The sequence below is a fragment of the Shinella oryzae genome, from assembly GCF_023038235.1.
GTDB classification, from domain to species: domain Bacteria; phylum Pseudomonadota; class Alphaproteobacteria; order Rhizobiales; family Rhizobiaceae; genus Shinella; species Shinella sumterensis.
This window is the reverse complement of record NZ_CP081987.1, coordinates 2,881,917-2,897,360: the sequence shown is the minus strand read 5'-3', so window position 1 is coordinate 2,897,360 and position 15,444 is coordinate 2,881,917. Positions and strand designations below refer to the sequence as shown.

Genomic DNA, 15,444 nt, shown 5'->3' with positions numbered 1-15,444 from the left:
GCGCCGGAAGGCTCATTCCGCGGCCGCCTGGCCCTGGCCGTAGCGCTTCTCGATATAGTCGTTGACCAGTGCCTCGAAGTCGCCGGCGATGTTGGTGCCGCGCAGCGTCATCGCCTTCTTGCCGTCGATATAGACGGGAGCGATCGGCAGTTCGCCGGTGCCGGGCAGCGAGATGCCGATATCGGCATGCTTGCTTTCGCCCGGCCCGTTGACGATGCAGCCCATGACGGCGACCTTGAGGCCTTCCACGCCGGGATATTTCCCGCGCCACACCGGCATGTTCTTGCGGATGTCGTCCTGGATCTTCTGCGCCAGTTCCTGGAACACCGTGGAGGTGGTGCGGCCGCATCCCGGACAGGCGGCGACCACGGGAATGAACTGGCGGAAGCCCATGACCTGCAGCAGTTCCTGCGCCACCTGCACCTCGCGGGTGCGGTCTCCGCCGGGCTCCGGCGTCAGCGAGATGCGGATCGTATCGCCGATGCCCTGCTGCATGAGAATGCCGAGCGAGGCGGAGGAGGCGACGACGCCCTTGGTGCCCATGCCGGCTTCGGTGAGGCCGAGATGCAGCGCATGGTCGGAGCGCGACGAGAGCATGGCGTAGACGGCGATGAGGTCCTGCACGGCCGACACCTTGGCCGAGAGGATGATGCGGCTGCGCGGCAGGCCGATCTCCTCGGCCATCTCAGCCGAAAGCAGTGCCGACTGGCAGATCGCCTCGCGCATCACCTGCTGGGCGGTGAGCGGCGAGCCCCTGTCCTGGTTCTCGTCCATCAGCCGGGTCAGGAGCTCCTGGTCGAGCGAGCCCCAGTTGACGCCGATGCGCACCGGCTTGTCGTAGCGGATGGCGGTCTCGACGATGGCCGAGAACTGCTTGTCCTTCTTGTCCTTGAAGCCGACATTGCCGGGATTGATGCGGTATTTCGCCAGCGCCTCGGCGCAGGCCGGATGATCGGCCAGCAGCTTGTGGCCGATATAGTGGAAGTCGCCGACCAGCGGCACGTCGAGGCCCAGGCGCTCCAGGCGCTCGCGGATCTTCGGCACGGCGGCCGCACTCTCGTCGCGGTCGACGGTGATGCGCACGATTTCCGAACCGGCGCGATGCAGGGCTGCGACCTGCGCCACCGTGCCATCGATATCGGCGGTATCGGTGTTGGTCATCGACTGGACGACGACAGGCGCGCCGCCGCCGACCAGCACGCCGCCGACATCGACACCGACGGACTGGCGCCGCGGCTTCGGTTCAAAGTCGAAGGAGAAGGACATTTTGGAGCCTCTTGCGCGAACGCGGCCGCGCGGGGCTTGCAGCGCGGCCTTTGCCCTCAGGTGGCGCAGGAAAAGAGGCTTGTCAACCGCAGGCCCCGGCAGGCGCGACGATTTGATCGCCGCAGGGGCGCGGCAAAGGAAAGCGCACCATAAAAAACCCCGCCGTCGCCGGCGGGGTGTCGATAACCAGCCCTTCGGCTGCCTGGCTTACTCGCGGTTGCCGAGGAAGCGCAGCAGGAAGAGGAAGAGGTTGATGAAGTCGAGGTAGAGCGTCAGCGCGCCCATGATGGCCTTGCGGCCGGCCACGGCGGCATCGTCGGCCTCGAAATACATTTCCTTGATCTTCTGCGTGTCCCAGGCAGTCAGGCCGGCGAAGACGAGAACGCCGATCGCGGAGATGGCGAAGTCGAGTGCCGACGACTGAAGGAACAGGTTGACGAGCGAGGCGATGATCAGGCCGAACAGGCCCATGATCAGGAACGAGCCCATCGCGGAGAGATCACGCTTCGTCGTGTAGCCGAACAGCGACAGCGCGCCGAAGGCGGCGGCCGAGACGAAGAAGGTCTGCGCGATGCTGGCGCCCGTGTAGACCAGGAAGATCGACGAGAGCGACAGGCCCATCAGGCCCGCATAGATCCAGAACGTCGTCTGCGCTGCGCCGACGCTCATCGACTGGATGCGGAAGCTCAGGAAGAAGACGAGGGCGAGCGGGGCGAGCATCACGACCCACTTCAGCGGGCTCACATAGATGGCGTAGCCGAAGCTCGTGAGCTGGCCGCCGGCAAAGGCAGCCTGCGAAGCGAAGTAGGCGACGACACCCGTGATCGCGAGACCCAATGCCATCAGGTTGTAGACCCGAAGCATGTAGGTGCGCAGGCCCTGGTCGATGACGGCGCCGGCCTGAGCGCCGGTATTCACCGTTCGAGTCTGGTAGTTACGGAGATCAGCCATGTTTTCCTCTATGTTCAAGCCCCATAGTCTATACGGTGTCGGGCGCCCGGTTATTCGCTTCGACGGTTCGAAACGCTTTCTCCGGGTCCGGGCAGCCGCTGCGGGGCTCCAGCTTGCCTGACGTAAATATGCGCATCAATTGTGTTGTGCACAAGACCTGCGACCCCAGGGAGAGTAGTGGGGCGTGCGATTTAGAGCTCCCGCAGCACCGGCGCGGCCTTCTGTCCCAGAATGCGCCACGTCCCGGCCAGGCCGATACCGACCGTCATGATCAGCGCCGTCGCCACAGTCATCACGGCCACATCCGGCAGGAAGCTCGACGGCAGCTTCATGATGCGGGCCACCACGAACCAGGCCGATACGCCGCCGGCAAAGAGCGCAAACACCGCCGTCGCCAGCCCGAGCATCAGGTATTCGTAGCTGAAGGCGCGGATCAGCGTGGCGCGGGTGGCGCCCAGCGTCTTCAGGACGACGGCATCGTGCACGCGCGCCCGGTTGCCGGCAGCCAGCGCGCCGGCCAGCACCAGGATGGAGGCGATCAGCGCCACGGCGGCGGCGGCGCGGATGGCGGTCGCCAGCTGGCCGACCAGCTCGTTCACCACATCGAGCGCATCCTTGACGCGCACGCTGGTCACGGTCGGATAGGCATTGGTGATGGCTCTCAGCGTCGTGGCTTCCTGCGCCGCCGTCGCGCCCGGATCGATCACGGTGGCGAGCCAGGCATGCGGCGCGCCGGCGAAGGTGTTGGGTGAGAAGACCATCACGAAGTTGATCGACAGCGATTCCCACTCGACATTGCGGAAGTTGGCGATGCGCGCCGTGATGTTGCGGCCGAGCACGTTGACGGTCACGGTGTCGCCGAGCTTCAGGCCGAGTTCGCGGCCCTCGTCGGTGGAGAAGGAGACGAGCGGTTCGCCCGTATAATCCTCCGGCCACCATTCGCCCGCGCTCAGCGTCGAATTCTCCGGCACGTTCTTCGCATAGGTGATGCCGCGGTCGCCGCGCAGCACCCATTGGCCCTCCGGCGGCACCTCCACCTTGGCGACATCCACGCCGTTCAGCTCCATCACGCGGCCGCGCAGCATCGGCACCTCGATGATCTTGCCCTCGGGCATGTTGGCGGAGAGCACGTTGCGGAAGCCGTCGAGTTCGCTGCCCTGGATGTCGACGAAGAAGAAGTTCGGCGCGCGGTCCGGCAGGCTGCCGGTCAGCTCACGGCGCAAATTGCCGTCGATCAGCGTCAGCGTCACGAGCAGCGCGAGCCCCAGGCCGAGCGACAGCACGACCGAGGATGTGAGCGCGCCCGGCCGGTGGATGTTGCCGATGGCGAGCCTGAGCGAGGGCGAGTTCACCCGCGGGCTGCGCTTGGCGATTGCCGTGATCAGCATGGCGACGGCGCGCAGCACCACGAAGGCGAAGGCGATGGCGCCGAGGAACACCGAAGCGATGTAGCGGTCATAGGCGGTGAAGATCGCCAGTCCCGCCAGCGCCGCCAGGAATGCGGCAGCACCCAGCACATAGGGCCAGCTCGGCAGGCGTGACGATTGGAATCCCTGCTCGCGGAACAGCGCCGTCGCCGGCACCTCGCGGGCATGGCCGAGCGGCATGATGGCGAAGGCGAGTGCGGTCAGAAGGCCGAACACGGCGGCCAGCAGCAGGGCGGAGGGATAAAGCTGCGCCTCGGCCGGCACCGGCAGCACGCCTTCGAGGAACTGCATGGCAACGAGCGGCATCAGCGCGCCCGCGACGAGGCCGATGAGAATGCCGACGGCGGCGATCAGCGCGATCTGCGTGAGATAGACGAGCGCCACCAGCGAGGCCGGCGCGCCAAGGCATTTGAAGGTGGCGATGACCGAGCGCTTGGAATCGAGATAGGCCCGCACCGCGTTCGCCACGCCCACGCCGCCGACGATCAGCGCCGTGAGGCCGACCAGCGTCAGGAATTGTGAAAACCGCGTGATGTTGGCGGTGAGCGAGGGGGCCGCGCTGTCGGCGGTACGGATCGACCATCCCGCGGTCGGGAACGCCTTTGCCGAATCGTCCCGGATCGTCGCGATGGACGCATCGGGATTGGTCAGGCGGATGCGGTAGGCGTTTTCGACGAGGCTGCCGGTCTGGATCAGTCCGCTGGCCTGCAAGGCCTGTTCCGATAGCATCAGGCGCGGGGCAAGCCCGAACCCTTCGGAAACGGCATCCGGCTCGCGCGCCATGGTCGCCGTCACCTTGATCTTCGCGTTGCCGAGCAGGATCTCGTCGCCGACGGCGATGTTGAGCCGGTCGAGGAGCAGCGGCGCGACGATGGCGCCCCAGGCATCGCCCTGCCGGGCCATCAGGTCGGCGGAGGGCTGTTGCGGCACGGTTTCTAGCGCGCCGTAGAGCGGATAGGCGCCGTCGACGCCGCGCGCCTCCACCAGCGTCTGGTCGGACCCGTCGGGCAGGCGCGCCATGGAGCGCAACCCGGTCGATAGCGACACGTCGCCGAGGCCCTGGAAATAGGCCATTTCCTCCGGCGTCGCCATGCGGTTGCGCAGCTCGAAACGCACGTCGCCGGCCAATAGCGACTGGCCTTGCGCGGCGATCGCCTGCGTGATGGCGCTGGAAACGGAATTGACGCCGGCAATGGCCGCCGTGCCGAGCGCGATGCAGGCGAGGAAGATGTAGAAGCCCTTCAGGCCGCCGCGCATCTCGCGCAGCGCCAGGCGAAGGGCAAGCGGAAACTGTTTGAGGACCGCACCGATCCTCATGCCGGCACCGCCTCGGAAACGGTCGCCGCGGGCGCGGCACCCGAGACGATCTCGCCCGAGCGCATGGCGACCTGCCGGCTGCACCGGGCGGCAAGGGCGGGGTCGTGCGTCACCAGCACCAGCGTCATGCCGCGCTCGGCCTGCTTGGAAAACAGGAGGTCGGCGATCTGCCGGCCGGTTTCGGTGTCGAGATTGCCGGTCGGTTCGTCGGCGATCAGCAGCTTGGGCGAGGGCGCCAGTGCGCGGGCAATCGCCACGCGCTGCTGTTCGCCGCCCGAGAGCTGGCCGGGATAGTGCGACAGGCGCTCACCCAGCCCGACGGCCGTCAGCTCGCGTCGCGCGATGTCGAAGGCGCCGGCCACATTGGCCAGTTCCAGCGGCACCGCGACGTTTTCCAGCGCCGTCATGTTGGGAATGAGGTGGAAGGACTGGAAGACGATGCCGATATTGCGGCCGCGGAAATCGGCGACCTGGTCCTCGTTCATGCCGTGCAGCCCGGCGCCGTCGATGTGGATTTCGCCGCTGTCGAGCCGCTCCAGGCCGGCCAGAACCATCAGCAGCGTCGACTTGCCGGAACCCGAGGGTCCGACGATGCCGACCGATTCGCCCGCATCGATCGAAAGGTTGATCCCCTTGAGCACATGCACGGAGGCGGCCGCCTGGCCCAGGGTGAGATCGGCTTTTTTGAGATCGATGATGCTTTTGGCCAAGGAATTCTGCCCTATATGATTGTGAAGAACCGCAATGCCAGCAATCTAGGAACCTCGCCATGGCGTTTAAAGCGACGCTCGGATTTTTAACCGCCCTTGCGATCACAGCTTTGTTATCCGTCGGTGCCGCGCGCGCCGAGCCCGTCAAGCTCGTCGGTTTCGGCGACAGCCTGATGGCCGGCTACCAGCTTCCGGCGGGCGACGCCTTCCCCGTCAAGCTGGAAGCCGCCCTGCGTGCCAAGGGGCATGAGGTGGAGATCGCCAATGCCGGCGTTTCCGGCGATACGACCTCCGGCGGCCTTGCGCGCCTCGACTGGTCGATCCCCGACGGCACGCAGGGCGTGATCCTCGAACTCGGCGCCAACGATGCGCTGCGCGGCATTGCGCCCGAAGAGACCGAAAAGAACCTCGACACGATGATCACGCGGCTGAAGGAGCGCGGCATCGCCGTGTTGCTCGCCGGCATGCTCGCGCCGCCGAACATGGGCCCCGAATATGCCGAGCGCTTCAACGCCGTCTACGGCAAGCTCGCCGAGAAGCACAACGTGCCGCTCTATCCGTTCTTCCTCGAAGGCGTCGTCACCAAGGCCGATCTCCAGCTGGAGGACGGCATGCACCCCAACGCGAAAGGCGTGGATGCAATGGTGCAGGCGATGCTTCCGGCCGCCGAACGTTTCCTGACCTCCCTCAAGGCCGGGGAGTAATTCTCGCGGGTGCGAAATTAGGGTTGCGCGAAACGGCTTTGCGTGATTCGCTGACGTTACATTCCAGTAGGGAGAGGTCATCATGCCGAGACTTTTCGTCGCCCTCGAAGTGCCGCGCAACGCGGCGATGAGCCTCTCGCTTTTGAGAGGCGGCCTTCCCGGAGCCCGCTGGATCGATGTCGAGAACTTCCACATAACCCTTCGTTTCATCGGCGACATCGACGGCCGCACGGCCGACGAGGTGGTCGACCGGCTCGACCGCATCGAGCGGCCGGAATTCCAGCTGGCGCTGTCCGGCATCGGCTCCTTCGGGTCGAAGAAGCCGCATTCCATCTTCGCCGGCGTCACCCAGGCGCCGGAAATGTATGCGCTTCAGGCGGAAATCGAGCGCATCTGCCAGCGGCTCGGGCTGCCGGCCGATCCGCGCAAGTTCACGCCGCATGTCACGCTGGCGCGCCTGCGCAATGCCCGCACCGAGGATGTCGCGCGCTACCTCACCGGCCGCGGCAACTTCCACACCGCCCCCTTCATGGTGAACCGCTTCGTGCTGATGTCCTCCAAGGAATCTGTCGGCGGCGGCCCCTACCTCACCGAGGAGGTCTTCCCCCTCTACGACACCGGAAGCGCCTGGGACGGCACGGATATCTACGACCATCCGGTGTGAAAGGTGTCCACGCCTCTTTAACCGCCTGTTGTCTTTTCCATGCGATTCAACCCTGACTATCGGGGCGATTGGTATGGTCTTGCAGGTTAGCGGCAATGATGCGGCGGGGAAATCGCGATGACGCGGTTCAAGCGGCTTCTCGTGCTTGCTCATCTCTTGCTTTGGGTCGGGTTCGCGTCAGCCGCCTATCTGGAGGCGGGGCCGTTCAGGGCGCGGAGCTGCTGGCAGCTCATCTTGCTTTATTTCCCGCCGCTTCAGTTTGCCTTTATGGCAATCGCTGTGATCAGCGTGGTTACGCTTCTCATGTGTCTGTTCGACGGGAAGCTGCGCATGCATCCGCGGATCGATCTCGCCTGGCACGGGCTGATCCTCGTGGCGGGCCTGACGGCATGCGGTCTTGCCGGCTATGCCGCATCGGGGCCGATAGCCTGCCTCTAGAGGTGTCATGACGAGCGGCCCGATTCAGCATCTTGTGGCGGGATCGTGAGTCCGATCAAGCACTTGCGGTGAACAAAGCCGGAATGCGGGCGAGTCAGCGATTCGTCTCCGTTTCGTTCCGCGGCTGTTCCCTGAGCCGGCAAAACATCGGAAAATCCGGCGCATTTCGCCTTGCCCCTTGCCATCGGTGGCTGCGATGGGCATCTGTTGCCGGAAACGGAACCAGCCGGGGCATGTCTTGTCGCAAGCACCCATGATTGTGAGCGGCCGCGGGGTCACCGCGGTGCTCGGCCCGACCAATACGGGCAAGACCCACTACGCAATCGAACGCATGGTGGCACATGAGACGGGCATTATCGGCCTGCCTCTGCGCCTTCTGGCGCGCGAGGTCTATACGCGCCTCGTCGAGCGGGTCGGCCAGCACAATGTCGCGCTCATCACCGGCGAGGAGAAGATCACGCCGCACATGGCGCGCTTTTCGGTCTGCACGGTGGAGGCCATGCCGCGCGAGACGCGCGCCTCCTTCGTCGCCATCGACGAGGTGCAGCTTGCCGGCGATCTGGAGCGCGGCCACATCTTCACCGACCGGGTGCTGCATCTGCGCGGGCGCGACGAGACGCTGCTTTTGGGTGCGGGCACGATGAAGCCGATCCTCGAGCAGATGCTGCCGGGCATCCATGTCATCGAGCGCCCGCGGCTTTCCCAGCTGTTCTATTCCGGCTCCAAGAAGATCACCCGCCTGCCGCAGCGCACGGCCATCGTCGCCTTCTCCGCCGACGAGGTCTACGCGATCGCCGAGCTCATCCGCCGCCAGCGCGGCGGGGCGGCGGTGGTGCTCGGCGCGCTTTCGCCGCGCACACGCAATGCACAGGTCGCACTCTACCAGGAGGGCGATGTCGAATATCTCGTCGCGACGGACGCGATCGGCATGGGCCTCAACCTCGATGTCGATCACGTCGCCTTCGCGCAGGACCGCAAGTTCGACGGCTACCAGTTCCGCAATCTCAATCCGGCCGAGCTTGCCCAGATCGCCGGCCGCGCCGGCCGCCATCTGCGCGACGGCACGTTCGGCGTCACGGGCCGCGTCGATCCCTTCGATGAGGAGCTTGTCGAGCGCATCGAGACGCACCAGTTCGATCCGGTCAAGGTTCTGCAATGGCGCACGACCCGCTTCGATTATTCCTCGCTGCAATCGCTTCGCCTGTCGCTGGAGGCCGCCCCGCCGATCGGCGGGCTGACGCGGGCGCTTCCGGCGGTCGACCAGCAGGCGCTGGAGCACCTGTCGCGCTACCCCGATATCCGTGAGCTCGCCACCACGCCCGAGCGCGTCGAAAAGCTGTGGGAGGCCTGCGCGCTGCCCGACTATCGCCGCATTACGCCGGCCCAGCATGCCGACCTCATCTCGACGCTCTATGCGGATCTCGTCCGGCGCGGCACGGTCAACGAGGACTTCATGGCCGACCAGGTCCGCCGCTCGGATCGCACGGATGGCGAGATCGACACGCTTTCGGCGCGAATCGCGCAGATAAGGACGTGGACCTATGTGTCGAATCGGCCCGGATGGCTTGCCGATCCGACACACTGGCAGGAAAAGACGCGGGAAATCGAAGACCGATTGTCCGATGCGTTACATGAACGGTTGACGAAACGCTTTGTTGATCGCAGGACATCTGTGCTCATGAAGCGCCTGAGAGAGAATGCGATGCTGGAAGCTGAAATCAGTGTGAATGGCGATGTCTTCGTGGAAGGACATCATGTCGGGCAGTTGGCCGGTTTCCGGTTCACGCTCGTCTCCGGAACGGAAGGTCCCGATGCGAAGGCCGTGCAGGCGGCTGCGCAGAAGGCGCTTGCGCTGGAGTTCGAAGCCCGGGCCGCGCGCCTGCATGCGGCCGGCAATGGCGACCTCGCGCTCGGCTCCGATGGCACCGTGCGCTGGCTGGGCGATCCCGTCGCCCGTCTTGCCGCGTCCGATCACATCATGCGCCCGCGCGTCATCCTGCTCTCCGACGAGCAGCTGACGGGCAATGCGCGCGACCATGTCGCCGCCCGCATCGAGCGTTTCGTGAACCATCACATCGCCACCGTCCTGAAGCCGCTCGACGATCTTTCCCGTGCGGAAGACCTGCAGGGTCTCGCCAAGGGCCTGGCCTTCCAGCTCGTCGAAAACCTCGGCGTGCTGTTCCGCCGTGACGTGGCCGACGACGTGAAGTCGCTTGACCAGGACGGCCGCGCCTCCATGCGCAAGCACGGCATCCGCTTCGGCGCCTACCACATCTTCATGCCCGCACTCCTGAAGCCGGCCCCGGCCGAACTCATCACGCTGCTCTGGGCGCTGAAGAACGACGGCCTCGACAAGCCGGGCTATGGCGATCTCATTCCGGTCCTCGCCGCCGGCCGCACGTCGGTCGTCACCGATCCGAGCTTCGAGCGCACCTTCTACAAGCTCGCCGGCTTCCGGTTCCTCGGCAAGCGCGCCGTGCGCATCGACATTCTCGAGCGTCTCGCCGATCTCATCCGCCCGCTGCTTCAGTGGAAGCCGGGTACGCCGCGTCCGGACGGCGCCTATGACGGCCGCCGCTTCACCGCGACGACCGCCATGCTGTCCATCCTCGGCGCCACGCCCGACGACATGGAAGAGATCCTCAAGGGTCTCGGCTACCGCGCCGACAGCGTGACCGCCGAAGAGGCCGCCGCCTTCCTCGCCGCCCAGGCCCCGGCCGATGCGGCCGCCGCCACTCCGGCGGACGCCGCAGGCGAGCAGGATGGCGATGCCGACGAGGCGCAGGCCGACGCTGCCGAGGAAACGGCCGGCGAAGCCCCTGTCGCGGAAGCACCCGCGTCCGAAACGCCCGTCGAAGAGACACCGGCCGCCGAGACGGCGGAAGCCCCGCCCGCATCGGACGCCGCAGCCCCCGAGGCTGCCGGCGAAAGCGCCGAGCCGGTCGAGGCCAAGCCCGTGCTGCTTTGGCGTCCGGGTTCGCGCCACGACAACCAGCGCCAGGGCGGCCACCGTCATGGCGGCGAGCGGCCCGAGCGTGGCGAACGCCGTGGCGGCGACCGCAACCGCGGCCAGCAGGCCGGTGAGCGCGGCGAGCGTCGCGAAGGCGGCCGCGGCCGTCCCGACCAGAACCGCGGCGGCCGCGACGGAAAGCCGCAGGGTGGCAACCGCGACCGCAACGAACAGCGCGGCGAGCGCAACGAGCGCGGCGGAAAGCCGCAACAGGCGAAGTTCGAGGCCCGTCCGCCCCGCAAGGAGAAGCCGATCGATCCGGATTCGCCCTTCGCAAAGCTCGCGGCGCTCAAGGAGCAACTGAAGAAGTAGGCCATGGCGCGCGACGAGGAACAGCCGGAAGGTCAGGCGCGACAGCGCATCGACAAGTGGCTGTTCTTCGCGCGCCTGCGCAAGTCGCGCTCGCTGGCGGCGAAGTCCGTCGAGGCGGGCGATGTGCGCGTCAACGATCTCGCCGTCCGCCAGCCCTCCTATGCCGTGAGTCCCGGTGATGTCGTCGTGCTTTCGCTCGAGCGCCACGACATGGTGGTGAAGGTGCTCCAGACCGGCGAGCGCCGCGGCCCCTATGAGGAGGCCCGCCTTCTCTACAGCGACATGACGCCGCCCCCGCCGCCGCGCGAGGAACGCAATCTCTTCGCCCAGGCCACGCGCGAGCGCGGCGCCGGCCGGCCCACCAAGCGCGAACGCCGCGAGATCGACCGCCTGCACGATTATCCGGGCGAAGGCGACGACTGAGTGCCGGGCCGTTCCGGGCCGCGCTTTAGAATTCTATACCTCGCAAGCCGCAGATCGCGCATGTATTACGCTTGCAAAGCGCCCGCAAAGCCTTTACCTCAGCCACCGGACAGCCTGCTTCCCGCATCTCCTGCTGTCTGCCAGCCGATTGCGTGACAGGCTTTGCGGCAATGGACGGTTCCGCCGTCCGCCTGCTTGTGATTTTTCTGGAGTTCATCATGACGTATGTCGTGACCGACAACTGCATCCGCTGCAAATATACGGACTGTGTCGAAGTCTGCCCTGTCGACTGCTTCTACGAAGGCGAGAACTTCCTGGTCATCCACCCGGACGAGTGCATCGATTGCGGCGTCTGCGAGCCGGAATGTCCCGCCGAGGCGATCAAGCCCGATACGGAGCCGGGCCTCGACAAGTGGTTGAAGATCAATACGGAATTCGCGTCTATCTGGCCCAATATCACCGTGAAGCGGGATGCGATGCCCGAGGCCAAGGAAATGGACGGCGTGGAAGGCAAGTACGAGCAGTACTTCTCGCCCAATCCGGGCAAGGGCGACTGACCGGCCGCACGGCGGCCGCCGAAGCTGGGGAAAAAAGCCTGTCCTCGCCAAAAGGCGATAGGGCAGGCTTGATGACCCATGCGAAGCAAATTATTGATTTCGGCACTTTTTTGTGGTAGGGTCCTGATACTGATCCACATCGCGGCATTTTGCGTGCCCGAACACCACCACGAAAGCAAACGATCCCTCACCGTCGCTCACCTCCCATAGGCAACCTCGGTTGCTCGCATGTGATCGCGTTGCAGTGGACCTCTTTGCGCATGGCGGACGGACCAGAGTGGTGACACCGCAGGGTGCCCCCCGTCTTTCCCGGGTCCCCGGACCCACCCCGGCCTCATCGGGGAGTGTAACAGGGAGTATTTGAACAGAATGACGACCCAGCAGAAGAAATCTTCCACGCGCCAGGGCTTCAAGACCGGCGAGTCGATCGTCTATCCCGCCCACGGTGTCGGCCAGATCGTGGCCATCGAGGAGCAGGAAGTCGCCGGCATGAAGCTTGAGCTTTTTGTCATCGATTTCGAAAAGGACAAGATGCGTCTCAAGGTGCCGGTTGCCAAGGCCGTTTCCATCGGCATGCGCAAACTGTCGGAGACCGATTTCGTCGACCGCGCGCTGAAGGTTGTCCAGGGCAAGGCCCGCGTGAAGCGCACCATGTGGTCGCGCCGCGCGCAGGAATACGATGCCAAGATCAATTCCGGCGACCTGATCTCGATTGCCGAAGTGGTCCGTGACCTCTATCGCGCCGAGAACCAGCCGGAGCAGTCCTATTCCGAGCGCCAGCTTTACGAAGCCGCTCTCGACCGCATGGCCCGCGAAATCGCCGCCGTCAACAAGATGTCGGAAACCGAAGCCGTCCGTCTCGTCGAGACGAACCTCGCCAAGGGTCCGAAGCGCGGCAAGGCCATCGAGGAAGATGACAGCCAGGACGAGGCCGCCTGATCTAGGGCGCTCCGTCACGATTTAAAGCCCGGCTGGCGACAGCCGGGTTTTTTTATGGAACTTTTTTGCGGCACGCCCGTTTGACTGGCCGAGGATGACCGAAGGGCGCTGTGCCGCGGCATTGTCCCGGCCGTGCCGGGCGATCCACTAGCCTCTCCGGACTGTCTTCTCTATGGGCGAACGGGTGGTTCATGCCTCCCCGGAGCCGGTTCGGTTCACGTGGAGAGACGCATGGCTACGACGACCGCAGAGCGCCGCATGATCAAGCTTGCCATGTCCGCGCCCTACCTTGAGAGGGACGAGGAACAGGCGCTTGCCCAGGCCTGGAAGAACAATCACGATCAGGAAGCCCGCAACCGCATCGCCATGGCCCATATGCGCCTGGTCGTTTCGATGGCGGGCAAGTTCCGCAATTTCGGCCTGCCGCTCAGCGATCTCGTGCAAGAAGGCTATATCGGCCTTCTGGAGGCCGCCGCCCGCTTCGAGCCGGAGCGGCAGGTGCGCTTCTCCACCTATGCCAGCTGGTGGATCCGCGCCTCGGTTCAGGATTACGTGCTGCGCAACTGGTCCATCGTGCGCGGCGGCACCAGCTCGGCGCAGAAGGCGCTGTTCTTCAACCTGCGCCGCCTGCGCGCCCGTCTCGCCCGCGGCGATACCCGTCTCACCGCCGAGGCCATGCATCAGGAAATCGCCGCCGCCATCGGTGTCAGCACCGCCGACGTGCGCACCATGGATGCGCGCCTGTCCTCGTCGGACATCTCGCTGCAGGCGCCGATCTCGCCCAATGAGGGCGAGGGCGCCAGCCGCATCGATCTTCTCGCCAGCGAGGCTCCCCTGCCGGACGAGCAGGCCGAAGGCTCCATCGATGGCGAACGCCGCCATCTCTGGCTCTATTCGGCGCTCGGCGAACTCAACGAACGCGAGATGAAGATCATCCGCGCCCGCCGCCTCGCCGAAAACGGTGCAACGCTTGAAGAACTGGGCGTCCTGCTCGGCATCTCCAAGGAGCGCGTCCGCCAGATCGAGAACCGGGCGCTGGAAAAGCTGAAGGCCGTCCTGGTCAGCAAGACCACGGATTTCGCCTACGCCTGAGCAGCCTGACGCCGGCTGTTTCCTCGCGCTCCCGACAGCAAAGGACCCGGATGCAGGGACATCCGGGCCTTCGGGGAGGTCATTTATGATGACGCTCAGTTGCAGATCTTGATCTTCCGGATCACGACGTCGCCGTAATAATCGTAGGACTTCACCTTCTTGATGAAGCATTGCGGCTGCTCGTAGCCATAGCTGTCGTAGCAGGCATATGACGGTGCCGCGAAGGAAACGGCGGCGACGAGGGCAACAGTGGCGGAAACGATGGTCTTGCGCATGGGTCTCTCCTGATCTCTGGCCTGATGGATGCGACGAGCTGTTCTCGTCCGGTGATGAGAAGGTCGCACAGCGCCGCCTTGCCCGCTGTTTCCTACGGAACAGGCCGATTTTCCGTCCATTCCCGCCTGCCGGGCTTTGCTCTCCGGTCCGCCCCTTGCGCGCCGTCGCGGGCCGGATTATGCCTTGTGCTGCTCTAACGGGGTGCCCGCAGGTTTCGGTCTGCTGGCTGAGAGGCGTCACGCCAACCCGAAGAACCTGATCCGGCTCGTACCGGCGGAGGGATTAGACGGCTCAATCCAGCGCCCTATTCCCGTTGTGACAAACAAGGAGGCGCGGATGCGCACGCTACTTTCCACATTGGTTACGGCGCTTGCCGTTTGTGTCGCTGTGCCCGCATCGGCGCAGGAAAAGACGCTGACCGTCTACACCTATGAGAGCTTCATCGCCGAATGGGGCCCGGGCCCCAAGGTCAAGGAAGAGTTCGAGAAGACATGCGGCTGCAAGGTCGAATGGGTCGGCGTGGCCGATGGCGTGGAGCTCCTGACCCGCCTCAAGCTGGAGGGCGAGGGCACCAAGGCCGACGTGGTGCTCGGTCTCGATACCAATCTAATCGCCGAGGCGAAGGCCACGGGCCTGTTCGAGGCGCATGGCCTCTCGCCGAAGGACCTGACGGTGCCCGGCGGCTTCTCCGACGATACGTTCCTGCCCTACGACTACGGCCACTTCGCCGTCGTCTATGACAGCGAGACCCTGAAGAACCCGCCGACCAGCCTCAAGGAGCTGGTCGAAGGCGACCCCGCGGAGAAGATCGTCATCGAGGATCCGCGCACCTCCACGCCGGGCCTCGGCCTGCTGCTCTGGGTCAAGTCGGTCTATGGCGACAAGGCGCCCGAGGCTTGGGAAAAGCTCAAGCGGCGTGTCCTGACCGTCACGCCGGGCTGGTCGGAAGCCTATGGCCTGTTCACCAAGGGCGAGGCGCCGATGGTGCTGTCCTACACGACCTCGCCCGCCTATCACGTCATCGCGGAGAAGAACGAGCGCTACAAGGCGGCCGCCTTCTCGGAAGGCCACTATATCCAGATCGAGGTTGCCGGCCTCACCCGCACCGCCGGCGACAAGGCGCTGGCCCGCCAGTTCCTCACCTACATGACGGGGCCGGATTTCCAGTCGATCATTCCCGAAACCAACTGGATGATGCCGGCTGGCAAGACCCGTGATCCGCTGCCCGCCGCCTTCGATGCGCTGGTCAAGCCGGAGAAGACCTTCCTCATGTCGCCGGAGGAGGTCGCGGCCAACCGCAAGGCCTGGATCGACGAATGGCTCGCCGTGATGAGCGCCAAGTAGCCGGGTCAACACCG

At 65.3% G+C, this 15,444-nt stretch carries 14 protein-coding genes and 1 riboswitch; of the genes, 9 read left to right on the top strand and 5 right to left on the bottom strand.

Annotated elements, in window-relative coordinates; translation table 11 throughout:
• Window positions 1-12 precede the first annotated feature (12 nt).
• The 4 genes from ispG to K6301_RS14135 form a co-directional block, all read right to left on the bottom strand.
• Complete coding sequence (gene ispG, locus K6301_RS14150) at window positions 13-1,266, bottom strand: flavodoxin-dependent (E)-4-hydroxy-3-methylbut-2-enyl-diphosphate synthase (protein WP_134648258.1); 1,254 nt, start codon at window positions 1,264-1,266, stop codon at window positions 13-15.
• Window positions 1,267-1,473: 207 nt separating this feature from the next.
• The gene (locus K6301_RS14145) at window positions 1,474-2,217 is read right to left on the bottom strand and encodes a Bax inhibitor-1/YccA family protein (protein ID WP_247217803.1); all 744 of its coding nucleotides are present in this window, start codon (window positions 2,215-2,217) and stop codon (window positions 1,474-1,476) included.
• A 191-nt stretch (window positions 2,218-2,408) separates the two neighbouring features.
• Window positions 2,409-4,961, bottom strand: a complete 2,553-nt coding sequence (locus K6301_RS14140; RefSeq protein ID WP_247217802.1) for an ABC transporter permease — start codon at window positions 4,959-4,961, stop codon at window positions 2,409-2,411.
• Window positions 4,958-5,671 carry an ABC transporter ATP-binding protein gene (locus K6301_RS14135; RefSeq protein ID WP_247217801.1) on the bottom strand — a complete coding sequence of 238 codons (714 nt, stop codon included), beginning with the start codon at window positions 5,669-5,671 and terminating at the stop codon, window positions 4,958-4,960. The genes K6301_RS14140 and K6301_RS14135 overlap by 4 nt, the downstream gene beginning before the upstream one ends.
• Before the next feature lie 59 nt (window positions 5,672-5,730).
• Here K6301_RS14135 and K6301_RS14130 point away from each other — a divergent pair, with 59 nt between their 5' ends.
• The 8 genes from K6301_RS14130 to K6301_RS14095 all read left to right on the top strand — a co-directional run bounded on the left by K6301_RS14130 (window position 5,731) and on the right by K6301_RS14095 (window position 13,810).
• Window positions 5,731-6,375, top strand: a complete 645-nt coding sequence (locus tag K6301_RS14130) for an arylesterase (protein ID WP_247217800.1) — start codon at window positions 5,731-5,733, stop codon at window positions 6,373-6,375.
• Window positions 6,376-6,457: 82 nt separating this feature from the next.
• Window positions 6,458-7,039, top strand: a complete 582-nt coding sequence (thpR, locus tag K6301_RS14125; protein WP_247217798.1) for an RNA 2',3'-cyclic phosphodiesterase — start codon at window positions 6,458-6,460, stop codon at window positions 7,037-7,039.
• Between the two features lie 117 nt (window positions 7,040-7,156).
• The gene (locus K6301_RS14120; protein ID WP_247217796.1) at window positions 7,157-7,477 is read left to right on the top strand and encodes a hypothetical protein; all 321 of its coding nucleotides are present in this window, start codon (window positions 7,157-7,159) and stop codon (window positions 7,475-7,477) included.
• 253 nt (window positions 7,478-7,730) lie between these two features.
• Window positions 7,731-10,799 carry a helicase-related protein gene (locus K6301_RS14115; protein ID WP_247217795.1) on the top strand — a complete coding sequence of 1,023 codons (3,069 nt, stop codon included), beginning with the start codon at window positions 7,731-7,733 and terminating at the stop codon, window positions 10,797-10,799.
• A gap of 3 nt (window positions 10,800-10,802) precedes the next feature.
• Window positions 10,803-11,222, top strand: coding sequence for an RNA-binding S4 domain-containing protein (locus K6301_RS14110; RefSeq protein ID WP_247217794.1), 420 nt, complete (start codon window positions 10,803-10,805; stop codon window positions 11,220-11,222).
• Window positions 11,223-11,440: 218 nt separating this feature from the next.
• Window positions 11,441-11,779, top strand: a complete 339-nt coding sequence (fdxA, locus tag K6301_RS14105) for a ferredoxin FdxA (protein WP_247217793.1) — start codon at window positions 11,441-11,443, stop codon at window positions 11,777-11,779.
• 369 nt (window positions 11,780-12,148) lie between these two features.
• On the top strand, window positions 12,149-12,718 hold the full coding sequence (locus K6301_RS14100) for a CarD family transcriptional regulator (RefSeq protein ID WP_119257839.1): 570 nt from the start codon (window positions 12,149-12,151) through the stop codon (window positions 12,716-12,718).
• A 231-nt stretch (window positions 12,719-12,949) separates the two neighbouring features.
• Window positions 12,950-13,810 (top strand): RNA polymerase factor sigma-32, encoded by an 861-nt coding sequence (locus tag K6301_RS14095; protein WP_247217792.1) that lies wholly within the window; start codon window positions 12,950-12,952, stop codon window positions 13,808-13,810.
• A gap of 95 nt (window positions 13,811-13,905) precedes the next feature.
• On the opposite strand, the gene K6301_RS14090 is transcribed toward K6301_RS14095, so the two are convergent.
• The gene (locus tag K6301_RS14090) at window positions 13,906-14,085 is read right to left on the bottom strand and encodes a hypothetical protein (protein ID WP_247217791.1); all 180 of its coding nucleotides are present in this window, start codon (window positions 14,083-14,085) and stop codon (window positions 13,906-13,908) included.
• Window positions 14,086-14,273: 188 nt separating this feature from the next.
• Window positions 14,274-14,385, top strand: a riboswitch (TPP riboswitch).
• A 37-nt stretch (window positions 14,386-14,422) separates the two neighbouring features.
• Here K6301_RS14090 and thiB point away from each other — a divergent pair.
• The gene (gene thiB / locus K6301_RS14085) at window positions 14,423-15,430 is read left to right on the top strand and encodes a thiamine ABC transporter substrate binding subunit (RefSeq protein WP_247217790.1); all 1,008 of its coding nucleotides are present in this window, start codon (window positions 14,423-14,425) and stop codon (window positions 15,428-15,430) included.
• Window positions 15,431-15,444 lie beyond the last annotated feature (14 nt).